The sequence below is a fragment of the Streptomyces sp. NPDC088915 genome (assembly GCF_044749825.1).
In the GTDB taxonomy this organism is placed as follows: Bacteria; Actinomycetota; Actinomycetes; order Streptomycetales; family Streptomycetaceae; genus Streptomyces.
This window is the reverse complement of sequence record NZ_JBIVIR010000030.1, coordinates 25846-40972: the sequence shown is the minus strand read 5'-3', so window position 1 is coordinate 40972 and position 15127 is coordinate 25846. Positions and strand designations below refer to the sequence as shown.

Below are 15127 nucleotides of genomic sequence, written 5' to 3'. Positions count from 1 at the left end.
CTCGTCCTTGGCGTAGGAGAAGCGGCCTGCGCCGTCGTAGGTGTAGCTGGTCTTGTAGCCGCCGACCGCGTCGGTCTTGGTGCGGATCTTGCCGCCGTCCTTGGTGCCGTTGGCGTAGGAGTAGGTCAGGTCGACCAGGGTGCCCTGCGGCGAGGTCGTCTTGATCTTCTCGGGGCGGCTGGACTTGTCCGGGGTGACGCTCTGCACCGTGCCGCCGGGGTAGGTGGTCTTGGTGCGGGTGTCGTTGTTGTCGTACTCGTACTTCGTGACCTTGCCGGTGGGGTCTCTGAGCTCGGTGAGGTTGTTGACCTCGTTGTAGGTGTAGTCGGTGGTGCCGGCCGGGTCGGTGTAGGTGTCGACGTTGCCCGCGGGGGTGTAGGTGAGCTGGGTCTGCGAGCCGTCCTGCAGGGTGCGGACGGTCTCGCGCGAGAGCGGGTCGAAGGCGTAGGAGGTGATGCCGGAGCCGTCGGTGCGCTGGACGAGGTTGCCGTCGCCGTCGTAGGCGTAGACGACCGTGGTGGTGGGCGTGGAGACCTGGACGACGCGGTCGCGGGCGTCGTAGGTGTAGGTGGTCTTGACGCCGCGGCCGTCGGTGACCGTCTGGGGACGCCCGAGCTGGTCGTAGGTGTAGGTGGTGGTGCCCAGCGGGGCGGGCGGGGTGACCTTGGTCAGGTTGCCCTTGGCGTCGTAGGTGAAGGAGGTGGACACCGACTTGGTGTCCGTCATCTTCACGGTGGCCTTGCAGCGCTGGCCTTCGAAGCCGCCGCAGGTGGGGGTGGCCTTGTTGTGCTCGAAGGTCTGTTTGCCGCCTCCGGTGCCGGTGATGGCGACGGAGGTGGTGTTGCCGGCCGCGTCGTAGGTGTAGTCGGTTTTCTCGTCGTCCGCCGTGGTCATCGAACCGGGCAGGTCGGCTCCGGCGATGGTCTGGTAGCCGGTCATGGCGGCCGTCGCACCGGTGGGCAGCTTGGTTGAGGTGGGGTTGTTGCGCCCGTCCCAGCCGTACGTCGTCACGTTCCCGCCGGTGCCGCCCGTACCGGTACCCATCGCGTCGGTCGCGGTCTGGACGTTGTGGTTGGCGTCGAACGTCTTGGAGCGGGAGTGGGTCAGGGCGTCGGTGGTCTTGGTGACCCGGCCGTCCTTGTCGTGCTCGTACTTGGTCGCGTGGTTCTCCGGGTCCGTGACCGTGGTCGTGCCTGCTGCCTTGGGGTCGGTGTTGGAGTAGGCGTAGGTGTAGGTCGGTCCCGTGTGGCCCGAGCCGCCCAGCGACGTAGCCCGCAGCATGGAGCGCACCCGGTTCTGGGCGTCGTAGGTGAAGACCGTCACCCGCCCGTCGGGGGTGGTGATCTTCGTGATGCGGCCGTCGGCGTCGTAGGCGTAGAGCGTGGTCTTGCCTGCGGTGTCGGTGGTGCGGGAGAGGTTCCCGCCGCCGTCCAGCTCGTAGGAGGCGGTGCGACCGGTGTGATCCTTGGCTACCAGGTGGTTCTCGTCGGTGTAGGCGAGGTCGATCCAGCGGCCCGAGCGGGTTTCGGTGAGTTTGAAGCCGCCCTCGCGGTGCTCGACGGTGATCGTGCCCTTGTTCCGGTCGGTGACCTTGGTCAGGACCCCGTTGGCGTCATAGGTGTCCTTCACCCCGGACTTGCGGTCGGTCAGCGTGAAGGTGTAGTCGGCATTCTCCTTCAGGTCCTTCGAGTAGCCCTTGGGCGTGGTGAAGGAGCCGTCGGACGCCTTGGCGAAGCGCAGGGTGGCACCGGTGGCATCGGTGAGGACGACCTCGTTCTCCGAGCGCCAGAAGGAGCGCTCGTACTCCTGCCACCAGCGCGGGGAGACCAGGCCGCCGGCGCCGTCGAAGGAGTTGTAAGTACGGGCCAGCCGCAGTTTCTGCCCGACACCGGCGACCTCGAAGTCGGTCGCCGCCAGCATCAGGTTGCCGGTCGACAGGTTGATCCGGGCCACCAGCGAGTCGGTGATACGGAAGTCGGTGATCTGGTGCCACGGAACCGCACCCTGCCCCCCGGGCACAGTGACCGGCTCACCACCATCGGTCTGTGCGGCAGATGCCGGCATCGAGCGCTTCTGGGCGGGCTTGTCGGCGGCTCGGTTCTGCTGAGCCTCCTCCCAGGCCTTCTCCCCCGGCGTGTCGGGAGCTTCCGCCTCGTTGGGAACCGGTTGGTTGGTGCCGACCTTGACCGGCGGCACCCCCAGGCGCGGCCCGTCCGTCTTCCCCCACACCGAGACCGGACCCGGATCGACGGCGGCCGGCTCGGCCAGAGCCGGTACCACCGACGCGGCCAGCGACAAGGCCGCCACGGCGGCGACCAGGCCGTACCGGGACGACCTGCGGGCACGCCGAAGAGACGTGCCCGAAGCACGTGAACGCATGAATTCCCCCCACGGGAAACAGCCACCGCGACCCCAGCGGTCACGCGGCGTGCACACGCTGCCACGAAACCTCCACAGCAGCCGCCGCGCTGCCCTCGAACACACGATCCACACGGCGCGGAACCAGCCAGACCGCTTCCCGCCTCATTGGTTCCGCGAATCCCCCCGCATCGGGCATGCACGGACAAGGGAGATCGTTACCGGGCGACAAGGTTTCGCATGACGAAAGAACCACACACGTAGGTTGACCTGATCATGCCGGTGCTATTGACCGGCCCGGTCAGCGCGTAGTTCGTCGGTGCGGTCGGCCACGGTCCTTTGCCGCCCGAGAAGGTGCTGCCAGCGCTCGTCAGTGAACTTCGCCCCGCACCGGGTGCGCACTGGGCGGCGTGCTTCCTTCTGCGTGACCTCACGCTCTTTCGCCCGGCGGTGGGCCTCCTTCAACTGCATGACGCGCAGCCGGTCGCCGTCGAGGCCGTCCAGTTGCTCCGCGGACTGTCAACGGGCAACGAGACACGGCGTACCGGTGCGCGGCGTGAGGAGTCAGTCAGGGGGTGTCGCCGGTGTAGTAGAAGCGGCAGGCGACACCCGGGCCCGACTTACGCGCTTCGCCGGGGCGCGGGTCGTACAGGACGCGACCGCCGGGCCACCGGCCGAGTTCGGTGGTCAGGGCGACGCCGTCGTCGCCCTCCTCTGTCCACCAGTCGTGGATGTCCAGGAGGAGGCCGTCCAGCGGGCCGCCGACGAGTTCGGCGTAGGTCCGGCCCGGCTTCGGGCCCGGATCGGGGTCGTCGTGGTCGTGGCCGTAGACCCGGCCGCGCAGCAGCTGCTCGTCACCGTTCATACCGAGCAGTTTTCCAGCCGCCACCGACAACGCGGGCTTGCCCAAGACCACTCCGTGCTTGCCCGCCTGGTCGGTGGCGGCTTGCCCGGTCAGGTGCGGAAGCGCGAAAAGCCAGCCGCCGGCCTTGTGCACGGCGGCCTGTTCCTCGGCCTCCTGGCACAGGCGCTCCTGGCGCTCGCGTTCGTCGGCTTCGGCCTGCGCCTCGTCTGCGACGGCCCAGGCCTGGCAGTCCTTGCACAGGTGCGGGCGCGACTCGCGTTCGTCCCGCCCGCGGCTGTAGCCAATCGCCTCCCACCGGTCGTCGGCGAACTTCTGCCCGCACTCCTTGTAGACCGGCCGCCGCGCCTCCCGCTCCTCACGGCGGCGTTCCTCTCCCCTTCCCCTTGCGGCCTTGCGCCGACGGACGAGGTAGGTGTCCCGGGGGGATTGCCGATCGTCTCGAGCAGCGGCTGACGGTGGTCACGGCCGAAGCGCCAGAAGGCGGGCCCGGCCGTGTTCGCGCAGCCCCTCCAGTGGGTGGCTTTGTTCACGAGAAGGAGCAGCAATTCGACGCTGGTTGGGGAGGCGCACTCGGTCAGGGAGTGCCTCGCAGTGTTCACCAGGACTGCCGGCACCGGGTCTTCCTTCCCGCACGGCCGTCGGTGAAGCGTGACGGGCTCCCTGGTCTTGATCTTCCCGCGGCGCCCCGTTCATGATCGTTCCATGAGTCGGCACTCGGTAACCTTGGACAAGATCGTTTTGGAGGACTGGCCAGCCGTTCACTCATGGGCGCGCCTCCCGGAAGTGTGCCGCTATCAGTCCTGGGGGCCGAACACAGAGGCCCAGACGCAGGACTTCGTGGACTCCGCGGTCAAGGCCTGGTCGGGTACTCCTCAGAGCCGGTTCCCCTACATCGCCCGCGTCCGGCGGGATGTCGTGGGCATGGGTGAGCTGCACGTCCGCAGCCACAAGCAACGCCAGGGCGAGATCTCGTACATCGTGCATCCCCGGGTATGGGGGCAGGGCATCGGCACGGAAATAGGCCGGCAGCTGCTCGCGCACGGGTTCGGCGAGCTCGGGCTCCATCGGATCCATGCCACCTGTGACCCGAGGAATCTCGGCTCCTCCCGAGTGTTGTCCAAGATCGGCATGACGTATGAGGGACACCTGCGCGACACCGCGCTGCTTCACGACGGCTGGCGAGACTCCATGATCTTCAGCAGCCTCGAAGGGGAATGGCGCTCCACTGCGTAGCCCCGCCTGCGCGGGGAGCGGAGGATCACCGCAGCCGGAGCTGTGGTGCACTCGGGTCCACAGGCCCTGGTTTGTGAGGGCTGGGTTGCGTCGGGTAGCCCCAGAGCGACCAAGAGGGTTGAGGAGGCCCTCCCAGTGGGTGCCGTCCGGCATGGGGGCCTCGATGACCCCCACATCACTGTCGAGGAAGGACACCATGACCGCCGACGCCCCGGTTTTCTGGACGAGAGCCTGGAGGCTGCGCCGTCCGGCGTCGGTGACGTTCGTCACCTGCCAGTCCTCCGCCCGTGCCCCCGTGTCGTTGATGCCTGTGAATCCGGCTTCCCGCATGAGGCCATGCGGTTCCCCTGTGGTGCGGGTCGTCAATGATCCGTCTGGGTTTCCCATGGTCAGCAAGCTGGTGAACGCCTCTGACAAGCGACCCACCGGTCCGCCGACGGACGGGTGACGGGCAGGAGGGCGATGTCCTGGCCGGAGGAGAGCGGGATGGTGGCCGCCCCGCCCCGGCGGCGCTTGAAACCGACATCGACCATGCCGGTGGGGGCGATCTACCCGAGGCGCACGACATGATCCCAGTCGGTGCGGCGCAGCCCGTGGCGGACGGCCGCTTGATCGGGGCCGAAGGGAACGTGGCGGCCTGGGAGCGCGGGCAAGTCCTGGCGCCGGGCCAGGGCCGCGACCTGATCGGGGTGCACGTCCAGGGTGACGGTTTCGCCGCCGGGGCAGGCGAGCAGGCCGGCGCGGACGAGGCGTCCGGCCCCGGAGGAGGTCACGCGCGGACGGCCGAAGGGCAGCGGCTCCCTCAGCGCCTCGGTCAGCCGCTCCGCCCTTCACCATGCCCCCACCGGACTCCGCAGCGCGGCCCGGCCCGCTTCCGGGGTGACCGTACGTGACCACTCCCCCGCCTCGGCGTCGGCCGCCGGGACAAGCCCTGAGGCCGGTGCCCAAAACCGGACCGGTGCCCCGGGGGACGTGGCCCTTCACCGGCCGCTCGGCTCTCACGCCTCCCGGCGTACCGGCGCGGCGGCCCGCGCCACGCCCAGCAGGAACAGCCCGCAGGCCGCCACCAGCAGCCAGCCGGGACGTGACGCCCGGGCCAGTACGTCCGGTCCGGCTCCGGCGACCAGGGCCCCCGAGAGTGCCACCCCGACGGCAGAGCCGACTTGGCGGGCGGTGGATGTGATGGCCCCGGCCACGCCCGCGCGGGAGGCGGGGAGGCCGCCGACCGCGGCGTTGGTGAGGGGTGCGTTGGCGAAGCCGAAGCCGATCCCGAGCAGCAACTGGGCCGTCAGCAGGAGGCGTATGTCGGTGTCCTGGTCGAGGTCGGCCAGGCACAGGCCGCCCGCCGCGGTGAACGCGCCGGCCAGCAGCAGGGGGCGCCGTGGCCCGAGGCGGCCCACCAGGCTGCCGGCCCAGGGTGCGCACAGGGTGGCGCCGAGCGCCATGGGCAGGGTGGCGAGCCCGGCCGCGAGAGGGGTCCAGCCGCGGGCGTGCTGGAGGTAGAGCGTGTTCAGCAGCAGGGCCGTACTGAGGGCGGCGAACACGGCGATGGCGCCCAGCACCGCCGTGGCGAACACCGGCCGTCGGAACAGGCCGAGGTCCATCAGCGGCTCGCTCCGGCGGCTTTCGACGCGGACGAACGCGGCCGTGGCGACGGCGATCAGTGCGTAGCCGGCCGCGGCCACGGGAGAGGACCAGCCGATGTGCGGGCCCTCGATGAGCACCCAGACACCTGCCCCCAGTGCCAGCGTGAGGAGCACCTGCCCGGGCAGGTCCGGACGGCGTGCGCGCTGCCCGTGGGACTCCGGTACGAACACCGCGACCAGCACCAGCGCGGCCATGACGACCGGGGCGTTGACCCAGAACACCGACCGCCAGCCGAGCGTCGCGACGAGCGCCCCGCCGGTGACCGGCCCTGCCGCCATGCTCAGCCCGAACACCGATGCCCAGATTCCGATGGCCCTGGCCCGTTCCCTCGGATCGGGCATCGCGCTCACCACGATCGCCAGGGCCACCGGGCTCAGCATCGACGCGCCGACCCCCTGCACGGCCCGCGCCGCGATCAGGACACCCGGCGACGGTGCCATCGCGCAGACCAGCGACGCGGCCCCGAAGACGACCAGGCCGACGCGGAAAACCCGTCGGCGTCCGAAGCGGTCGGCGAGCGCGCCGGAGGTGATGAGGAGCGCGGCCAGGACGGCGGTGTAGGCGTCCACCACCCACTCCAGACCCCGCGTGCCGATCCCCAGACCCTTCCCGATCGCGGGGAGCCCCACATTGACGATGGTGGTGTCCAGCCCCACCAGGAACATGCTCAGCGCGCAGACGGCGAGGACCGTCCAGCGCCGGCGCGCACCGAGTCCGGGTTCTGCTGACAAAGAGGTCGTGGTCATCTGCGACCGCCTTCCGTCGGGATTATGTGCCGCCATGCTGGGACCGGCCTGCCGCCTGCACCCAGCGTCTTTGCGAAGACCGCAAAATGGAGGCCATGGACACCGAACTCGCCCAGATCCTCGACGGCATCGGGCCCCGGCTGCGTGCCCTGCGCCGCGACCGCGGTCTCACCCTTGAGGCGCTCGCCCAGGACACCGGCATCTCCCTGAGCACCCTCTCCCGCCTGGAGTCGGGCATCCGGCGCCCCACCCTCGACCTGCTCATCCCGCTGGCGCGCGCCCACCGTGTCGCCCTGGACCAACTCGTCGCGGCCCCGGCCACCGGCGACCCACGGGTGCATCTGCGCCCGCACCGCAGGGACCGCGGCAGCGTGCTGGTGCCGCTCACGCAGTACCCGGGCCGCGTGCAGGTCTTCAAGCAGGTGCTCGCCCCGCGCGAACCGAAGCTCGTCACCCACGCCGGCTACGAGTGGCTCTACGTCCTCGCCGGTGAACTCCGTCTGATCCTGGGCGGCTCCGACGTCACGCTGCGCCCCGGCGAGGTCGCCGAGTTCGACACCGGCGAACCCCACTGGTTCGGGCCCGCGGGCGACAGCGCGGTCGAGATCCTGCACCTGTTCGGCCCGCACGGCGACCAGGCCGTCGTCCGTACCGGACCGGAGACCTGAACAGGGTCCCCTTCCCCGCCGTACGAGGATCGGCGCCGTGATCCACACCGCGTTCTGCGCTCCGGACCGCGCGACCGCACCCCGGCCTGCCGGTTCCCCGGCGTCCACCGGGCGGGCCATTGTCGGGAGGCAAGGGCGGCGAGGTCCGCTCTTCACACTACGGCGGCCGCGAGCGGCTGGGCGAGGCGCGGGTGGTGGTGAGGCAGACGACGGCACCCAAGGCGAAGGCGATGAAGAGGACCAGGAGCAGGATGACGAGGAGCCCGAGCACGGGTATGGAGGGGATCCCCCCTTGGGGCCGAGGTCGGCCGGGTGGCGCGCCAGCGGCTCAGACGGCGTTCCGATCCGGCATGGCGGACCGGTGGCACCACGGCGTGAGGGGCCTGTGGAAGAAGCAGGGGTCAGGGGCGCAAGTCTGTCGTACGGCGTCCTGACCTGCGGTGGTGAGCATGGTGGTGAGCCACGCCGGACAGTGGAAAGTCCCTCATAACCTCACAGATACGCGTCTACCTGGGAAACGATCTGTGAGCCTCACGGACGGACCTCACCGGGGTCTCACCTGCTCGGATGCCACCGAAACCAGTAGTTGAGTCCCTGGGCCCGGTAGTGGGCGCCGGCAGTGAACCGCAGTTCGCTCACAAGTCGGCGTGTGTCGTCCGGCGCTTGGCGGTGCGGCGCCAGCAGCAGCTCCAGCTCGTCGTAACGGGCGTCGATCCCGCCGTGACCCGGATGGCACTCCGGTCCGACCTCACCGGCCTCACGACGATCGTTCCATCTGGTGAAGATCGCCCACTGCTCGCGTTCCAGCTTCACCGCCGCCTCGCTCGCGGGCCAGACCTGGTACTCACCGGTTCGTCGGCGTAGTCGTGGCTCTGGAAGTAGTGAGGCTTCCCGTTGATGTCGGCGAGACCGAGGCGGGGTCCGTCGTACCACTCCAACTCGACGTACACACGCTCGAAGCCGTCCGCAATCAAATGCTCTTGGTTCCAGGTCCCAGTCACGCGGGCAGGCTACCGGCGAGTGACCTTCCCAGCCATGATCACGATCTACGGCCGGGCATTGCGGGCATCGACCGGTTGGAGATCCGTGAGCCCTACGTCACCGGGTTCGTCCACTTCGGTGCCCGGCCGGTGGTCGAGGGGCACGGGCTCAGCGGTCTCTTCCCGGCCGGCCTCACCGGTTACCACGACGGGGCCGAGGTCTGCCTGGAGGTGGCTCTGGAACCGGTCCGCGTCATGCTTCGTGAGCAGGGCGCCTGGTGCCGGCTGGAGGCGGGGGACGTTTTTGCCGTGCACGTCAGATGGGACCAGTACGTGTACGTGGGCGGCGACCGGCCCTGCGCGGACGCCGTGGCCTGTACACAAGCCCTCGGCCTCTTCGCGGAACCGATGGAGGCGTCCCCCTACGTCGCCGAACCAGAGGTGGCAGAGGCCGCCGACGAAGGCTTCCGGACATCGGTACGCACCGAGCCGGCGGCGCGACAAGGCCTGCTTCTGGAGGAGACCCATGTCGTCAACACCACACGCGGGTACCGTCTCACCACGGAAACCCTCGACGCGGTGCGCGCCGGTCTCGGCCCGCGCGCCCTGCTGACCCTCTGGCCCGACCTGCAACCCGACGTCGGCGCGGTCCTGACCGCGCTGCCGTCCGAATGGCACGTCGAGTTCGTCCGGGAGACGAAGGACGGAACGATCAAATACGTGACCGTCGATGAGGCCCAGTACCAACAGCTCGGCGCCCTGGTGGCCGACGCACGAGCGGCCCGTGCCCTGTCCCTCTGCACCGTCGAACGCAGCCCACTCCTCCAAGCCGCCCTACCCGACAGCGACGGCGTGCTGCGCGCACGATGGTGAGGCGATTCACGCACACCGGCCCGATGATGCGATGTGCCATCTACATGACAGTGGACCGCTTGAGGATGTAACGCGTCAGGCCGGCCACCAGAACACCGCACACCGCTTCGTGTCGGTGACCCACCATCGTCACGGGCCGAAGACCTGCAAGAACATGCCGTTCCTGACCAGCCGTCACTGCCACGACCTCACCGGCGTGAAACCGACACATCGCAGCGGGGACATGGACTCCGAGCGCGCCCGGGAGCTGGAGAAGCTCGGCACGGTCCGGTCCCACCACGACGTCGCCCGGGAAGAGGGTCTGGCCGCCGCGCGGGTGGGCGGAGGAGAACGGGCGTCTCCCGGCCCTGCTCGACGCCGTCCGCCAGGGGCGGCCGTAGGGATATGGCTGAAGAACGCACGCGCCGCCGCCCGGCAGGCGGCCGAACTGGAGCAGCGTCGGACCGAGGGGCTGCCGGTGGAGTCGTGGGCCGGGGCACTGCTGGTGGCGGCCGGGGAGACCGTGCGCCGGGGCGAAGACCCGGGAAGGTGGGTACGGGCGCAGTGGCTCGGGTTCGGCAAACTCACGAGCGTGCAGCAGTGGAGGGGCGAACACGTCCTCGGCATCACCCCGCCTCCGAGGAAGAGAAGCCAAAGGCCTGGGTGAGTCGGACCGAGAAGTGGGCGATGCACTACATCGCCGCCCACCAGTTCTACGAGCGCGGAGGCCGTCTGGCTGTGCTGGGAAGCACGTCGAGACCGTCGTCCTCGGCAGTGGGGCCAGGAGCAGCGGGAAGTGCCTCTCAAGCTCGGTGCATGGGTCGGCAACCAGCGCACCCGGGCGGTCTCGCTGACGCCGGAGCGGATCGAGCAGTTGTCCCGGATCGGGATGGGATGGGTGTGATGAGGGTCGTCGCCATGACCACTGCGCTCGCGGCCGGCCATGGCTTTTGGGAGCGTCCGCTGATGAGATCGGCGGGTGATGACTCTCGCCCTCCTCATTGTCGCGGTTGTCGTGTGCTTCGGACTTGCGGGATACGGCTTCGGTCAACTCGGGCAGATCGGGGTGCGTCGGGCCGACCGACAGACCCGGCTGAGATGTGCGGCCGCGGTGGCGGGCGCGGGCGCCACCGCTGTGTACGCGTGGGGTTTGTTGAGTCTCGGTCTGGCTGTGCTCTCCACCGATGACAGCGGCGCCGATGCCTTTCCGGTCCAGCCCTGCCGCACAGCGGGCGCCCCTGAAGCAGGGGCAGACGTCGTGGGTCACCGGGTCGAGTACCTGCCGCCCCGATATGTCTGCCTGCGGCAGAGCGGTGGGAGCTACACGACCGACGACGTACCTGGTTTCGTGGCCCCAGGCACGGTGGGTCTCACCGCGACCGCGGGTGTCTGCGTCCTCCTCGCCGGCACAACGATGCCGGCCTCACCCCGGAAGACCCCCAAGGCATAGCTCAGGCCGGCCGACCGATCGCCGCCGTCCCGGTCTTCCTCTTCCGGTCACGCTGCGCGCTCCGGCCCGCGAAGGCGCCGGCGTGTGATCCGGAGTGGACCGCCCGGCGGCCACGGAGCGACCAAGGAGGAGCGGTGTGAGCAGGAGGTCGTACGACGCGGGCGCCCACGGGCTGGAACCGGTCCGCATCCGCCGGCACCAGGACGACACGGTGAACGCCCGCCTGGAGGTGTTCCGGGACCCCGGCCGCCGCCCGGGGTCCCGGTCGGGCGTGAGGACGAGCGCGCCGGGTACGCCCAGCGCATTCAGGATTTCGCCGGACAGTACTGCGGGCGCTTGGAGGAAATGCTGCACGGCCGCGGGCCGGGCGGCGTGCCCGCCGTACACGGCCGCTCCTTCCCGGCCCGCCGGCCGAAAGCCCTGGTCATCACCGAGCGGACGGGACACGTCCCGTTCCTCCTGTGCAGCCGTTGGGAGAGCCAGGAGAGGACGACGTCCTTCCAGACGACCTCAAGTCCGTCCGGGGACGGCCGACTCGCCTCAGCCGGAGAGCAGCTGGGCGGAAGGGAGGAGCGGAGCCGGACAGGTACGGATCGACGCTCCCATAGCGTCGAGTGCACCCACGGCCGCGTGGATATGAGCCGGGCCGCGACGCGACCGTTCTCCCGCGCACCACCAGGACAGTCGCTCTTCCGTGTCCTCCCTTGGATGCATGCCCAGGCCATGCTCGGGGCACAGGGGCCACGTCTGCCACAGAAGCTCCATGACGGTCTCCTGCGCGGCGTCGGCGACGCTCGCCAGTGCAGAGGCAAGGCTGTCCTGTGCGTTCGGGTCCAAGTGGTTGCCGTGCCACTCGCCGTTGGCCATGGCGACGTGGACGTTCTCCGGCTCATCCGCGTCGCAGGACGGAAGTGCCAGCAGCTGCAGGGGTTCCAGCCGGGGAAGCGTCACCGCCAAATCCCGGTTCACAAGGGCGAGAGCCTGGTCCCACACCGGGTACTCGCCCGGCGAGACGCGGCGAGGCTCAGGGGGGTCGAAGAGAGCGCACATGAGCACCATTCTCCGCCACGCCAGGGACAGCCCAATCGCTCAACAGCGTCACCCCCCTGCAAAGACCGCGTGCGGGGGCTGACATCAACGACGCTGCACGGGTGCGTACACCAGAACCTCTGCCCGGCCGTCGCGCCAAACGACGAAAGCCGCCGCGACGGACCCGGATCGACCTCCTGAACCGGTGCTCGGCTCCCGCCCCGCAGTGCGTTACCGAGCCTCTTTCATCCTCGGTTCTGTCGAGACCTTCAGGTGCCGCTGACCTGCGGTGATGTACCGGACCTTCAGTCTCAGAACCCCAGGATGAAAGAGGCTCCCCGAAGAGGGCGCTGTGGGTTCTATTCGGGCTGGGTGACCGTCAGGGCCCAGCGGACGGTGTCGTCGGAGGCGTCGACACCGATGCTGAAGGACCCAGGCCGTACCACGCCCGGATCCATGGTCACCGAATCCACACCTGCAGCGCCGGCGGGGCAGTCCACGGTGAAGTCGGCGACCTGGTAGCCCTGCGAGTCCATAGTGACGTGCACGGTGCCATCACCCTCGCAAGCCACCGTCAGCACCGTCGGCAGGCGATCCCATGCCCCGCCGGAAGCCACTCCCCCGTCCCCGGTCTTCTCCTCCACCCACACCAGGCCCTCCGGACCCGGATGCGGAAGCAGACCACCAGCCGCCGCTGCCGGGCCGGCAGCCAGCACGGTCATCGCGCCGGCAGCCAGCAGCGCCGTCATGGACACGTTCCTCGCACTCATCGCGCACTCCCTCCCCTGTAAACACCTGTTACGACAACACCACCCTGCCCATGGACAGACACACGCACATGAGTACGCCTGCTCATGACCTCCCGCAGACCCGGTACAGGCCGGACCGGCAAGAGGGCGGCCGATGACGATCTCTTGCTCGATGAGCATGCACGAGACCACTGACAACCCGCGCTGGGCAACAGCAGGCCACGGGGCGACCGGCGAGCGAGGACCGGATGGCAAAGGTCGCCGGCTCGGGCGGGCCGGCGGCGGGGAGGGTGAGCCACTCCCAGGAACCGGCATGGATCTCGAGAGCCGCTCTCGGAATGAAGGCATCGCCGATCGGCACACCCCACCGGACAGCCGCCTGGTCCCCCTCGACTCCCTCCTTGGTAAGGAGACGGGGGCACATGTACTGAGGAACTCAAACCTTCGGGCCCACAAGACGCAGGGCTGAGATCGGCATCTGGTGGTACAAGCGGTCCGGTTGGTTTTCGGTGAGGTGTGGAACGGTCAGGTTTGATCGTTCTGGTCTCCGGGCGTCCAGGTCCAGGGCTTCACTGCGGGGGGCGGGCCCTCCATGGCGCTGCGGAACTTGTCCCTCAGGCTCTTCGGTGGTGCTTCCTTCTCTTCTTTCGAATGCACGAGCTGGGCCGTGGTCACCCGTATGTGGCATTCACGGTGGCGTTGCTTCACCAGCACGATCCATGCCCCGTCCTGGGTGAGCAGGGCGTGGCGGGCGGGTTCGTCTCCCGGGCGTGTGTGCCGGGCCAGGATGCCCGGCAGGTAGTGAAGGGCCGCGTCTTCGGCGGCCACGGCCGCCTCTGCGCGGTTGGGGCCGATGCGGTGTGTGCCGGTAAGCATCCAACGGTGCAGCTTCAGTTCGGTGCCGTCGGCGCGTTGGGTGGCGCGGGTGTCCTCCTCGATGAGGACATACCAGTCAGCGGTCATGCCCGGACCTTATCCACTGGCGAAAGAAGCCGGGCCTCTGACCAACCGATTCGTCGGCGACGCCATCCAGCGTGGGCAATGGCGGAACGGCAAGCAAGTCACCCCGAGGAGCCGCCGCCACGGAGAGACCATATGAACGCTGAAGGCTTGTTCTGACGAGCTCGTGCTTGTCACCCGCCGTATGCGTGATCCCGATCCCGCGGTGCGTTCCAAGGGGTGCCTCGACCTGATGGAGACCATCGGCTGTCTCCTGCTCTTCATCGGCTTGATGCTGAGCTTTGTGGTGGTGGAGTCCTGGTTCTGGATCACGCCCATCGGCTTCGTACTTGTGACCGCCGCTTACGTGGTGAAGGGCATCCGTCGGCTGCGTATCCGCCGCTCTGCGGCTCATCCGGAACACACCAAGGAGACGGCCAACAAGTCCCGGCTCGCCGGGCCACAGGTACCTGACGACCAGGGACGTCAGGCCGTCGTGATCCTGTCCCACCTCCTCACCAAGCCGCGCGCCAGCTGGCAGATCACGCGCACCCCGGCCGCGAATGTGCCAGTGCCGAGCGTGGGTTCGATGTGCCCACAGTCGCAGGGCATGCCCGGCAACCGTTTGAGTCCCATCCCGGCTGCTCTAATCTGCCTCCATGACCTCGGATGGGATGGCAAGCACATCTTCTGATACAAGCGTGATCCCGACGACCCCCTCTGCGATGATCCTGCCCGGGCGTCGGCGCGGCTTCGAAGCCCGGCTCGAGCAGGACACGCTGATCCTGCAGACGCCGTCCTTCAGCAGGCGCATACCGATCACCGCGATCGAACAGACAGAATCTCCAAAGGCCGGTGGGCGCAGCTTTGTCGTCGTGCTCACCGCTCCGCAGGCGGCCCGTCCGGCGTCCTGGACGGTGCAGGGCCGCAGTGCCTCGGCGGCGCGGGCTTTCCTCGATGCGCTCCAGCGGAAACTGCCTGTACGTGACGCGTCCGAGCCCAGGACCGACGGCACTTTACTGGTGACCGAGACGCCGGTCGTAAAACCGCCCGTCGACTGGCGCCGGATCGCCTCGCGCACCGCTGTGTCCCTCTATCTGCTGGTGGCCGCGGCGATGCTGAGCGCAGGCATCCTCGGCGCGTACGAGTGGTACAGCGCGCTGCTGTGCTGGTTGATCGGTTCCCTCACGGTACCGTTGCGCCACTTCGTTTACGGGGGCTGGGAGATGACCAGGGAGACGTGGTGGCTGCGCACCCACGGCGTCCTCGTCGAAGGCCGGCGCCTGTACGCCGGTGCCTATGAGTTCACCGACCTGGAAGGCCGGACCCGCGAGCTCACGGGCACGTCCACGCACGCGGAACGAGTGGAGATCCTTTACGACCCGGAAGGCCGAACAGAGGCACAGGTCGGCCGCGGCACCACCGGCAACCTGATCTTCGCCGTCTTCTTCTTCGTCGTGTGCCTCGCCATGACCATAGCCATGGCATGCCTCGCCCTGGCGAGCCCACTCTTCGCCTTGTACCTCGCGTCTTTTCCCTTGTACTGAAAAGCACCGAAACCCCAGGCTGCGATCTCTCGGTTCCGTGACAGCGCGCCACCTGCGCGATTAC

The 15127-nt window shown here is 68.9% G+C and carries 16 protein-coding genes; 8 read left to right on the top strand and 8 right to left on the bottom strand.

The genetic code is table 11. The annotated features are described in order from the left end of the window. A partial coding sequence (locus tag ACIP5O_RS35385) for a DUF6531 domain-containing protein (protein ID WP_401301509.1) occupies window positions 1–2064 on the bottom strand: 2064 nt, incomplete at its 3' end. Window positions 2065–2926: 862 nt separating this feature from the next. Then, window positions 2927–3223, bottom strand: coding sequence for a hypothetical protein (locus tag ACIP5O_RS35380; protein WP_401301503.1), 297 nt, complete (start codon window positions 3221–3223; stop codon window positions 2927–2929). Window positions 3224–3277: 54 nt separating this feature from the next. Between ACIP5O_RS35380 and ACIP5O_RS35375 the strand changes: the two genes are divergently transcribed. Beyond that, window positions 3278–3676, top strand: a complete 399-nt coding sequence (locus tag ACIP5O_RS35375) for a hypothetical protein (protein ID WP_401301500.1) — start codon at window positions 3278–3280, stop codon at window positions 3674–3676. 270 nt (window positions 3677–3946) lie between these two features. Continuing rightward, window positions 3947–4456, top strand: a complete 510-nt coding sequence (locus ACIP5O_RS35370; protein WP_401301497.1) for a GNAT family N-acetyltransferase — start codon at window positions 3947–3949, stop codon at window positions 4454–4456. Between the two features lie 548 nt (window positions 4457–5004). On the opposite strand, the gene ACIP5O_RS35365 is transcribed toward ACIP5O_RS35370, so the two are convergent. After that, window positions 5005–5229, bottom strand: coding sequence for a hypothetical protein (locus ACIP5O_RS35365; protein WP_401301494.1), 225 nt, complete (start codon window positions 5227–5229; stop codon window positions 5005–5007). A 225-nt stretch (window positions 5230–5454) separates the two neighbouring features. Next, window positions 5455–6849 (bottom strand): MFS transporter, encoded by a 1395-nt coding sequence (locus tag ACIP5O_RS35360; RefSeq protein WP_401301491.1) that lies wholly within the window; start codon window positions 6847–6849, stop codon window positions 5455–5457. Window positions 6850–6944: 95 nt separating this feature from the next. Between ACIP5O_RS35360 and ACIP5O_RS35355 the strand changes: the two genes are divergently transcribed. Beyond that, on the top strand, window positions 6945–7517 hold the full coding sequence (locus ACIP5O_RS35355; protein ID WP_401301488.1) for a helix-turn-helix domain-containing protein: 573 nt from the start codon (window positions 6945–6947) through the stop codon (window positions 7515–7517). A 555-nt stretch (window positions 7518–8072) separates the two neighbouring features. Here ACIP5O_RS35355 and ACIP5O_RS35350 read toward each other — a convergent pair. Then, the gene (locus tag ACIP5O_RS35350; RefSeq protein WP_401301486.1) at window positions 8073–8330 is read right to left on the bottom strand and encodes a hypothetical protein; all 258 of its coding nucleotides are present in this window, start codon (window positions 8328–8330) and stop codon (window positions 8073–8075) included. Window positions 8331–8383: 53 nt separating this feature from the next. On the opposite strand from ACIP5O_RS35350, the gene ACIP5O_RS35345 reads away from it, so the two are divergent. From ACIP5O_RS35345 to ACIP5O_RS35335, 3 genes are all read left to right on the top strand, one after another. After that, window positions 8384–9370 carry an RNA-binding protein gene (locus tag ACIP5O_RS35345; protein WP_401301483.1) on the top strand — a complete coding sequence of 329 codons (987 nt, stop codon included), beginning with the start codon at window positions 8384–8386 and terminating at the stop codon, window positions 9368–9370. Window positions 9371–9485: 115 nt separating this feature from the next. Continuing rightward, entirely contained in the window at window positions 9486–10016 is a 531-nt protein-coding gene (locus tag ACIP5O_RS35340; protein ID WP_401301480.1) for a hypothetical protein, read from the top strand. A 129-nt stretch (window positions 10017–10145) separates the two neighbouring features. Then, on the top strand, window positions 10146–10253 hold the full coding sequence (locus ACIP5O_RS35335; protein ID WP_401301477.1) for a helicase associated domain-containing protein: 108 nt from the start codon (window positions 10146–10148) through the stop codon (window positions 10251–10253). A 1086-nt stretch (window positions 10254–11339) separates the two neighbouring features. On the opposite strand, the gene ACIP5O_RS35330 is transcribed toward ACIP5O_RS35335, so the two are convergent. The 3 genes from ACIP5O_RS35330 to ACIP5O_RS35320 all read right to left on the bottom strand — a co-directional run bounded on the left by ACIP5O_RS35330 (window position 11340) and on the right by ACIP5O_RS35320 (window position 13540). After that, complete coding sequence (locus ACIP5O_RS35330; protein WP_401301474.1) at window positions 11340–11849, bottom strand: hypothetical protein; 510 nt, start codon at window positions 11847–11849, stop codon at window positions 11340–11342. Between the two features lie 338 nt (window positions 11850–12187). Continuing rightward, window positions 12188–12577, bottom strand: coding sequence for a hypothetical protein (locus ACIP5O_RS35325; protein ID WP_401301472.1), 390 nt, complete (start codon window positions 12575–12577; stop codon window positions 12188–12190). Window positions 12578–13102: 525 nt separating this feature from the next. Next, entirely contained in the window at window positions 13103–13540 is a 438-nt protein-coding gene (locus ACIP5O_RS35320) for a hypothetical protein (protein WP_401301469.1), read from the bottom strand. A 163-nt stretch (window positions 13541–13703) separates the two neighbouring features. Between ACIP5O_RS35320 and ACIP5O_RS35315 the strand changes: the two genes are divergently transcribed. Next, a complete protein-coding gene (locus tag ACIP5O_RS35315) occupies window positions 13704–14210 on the top strand; it encodes a hypothetical protein (RefSeq protein WP_401301467.1) in 507 nt (168 codons plus the stop codon). Window positions 14211–14217: 7 nt separating this feature from the next. Beyond that, the gene (locus tag ACIP5O_RS35310) at window positions 14218–15063 is read left to right on the top strand and encodes a hypothetical protein (RefSeq protein ID WP_401301464.1); all 846 of its coding nucleotides are present in this window, start codon (window positions 14218–14220) and stop codon (window positions 15061–15063) included. Window positions 15064–15127 lie beyond the last annotated feature (64 nt).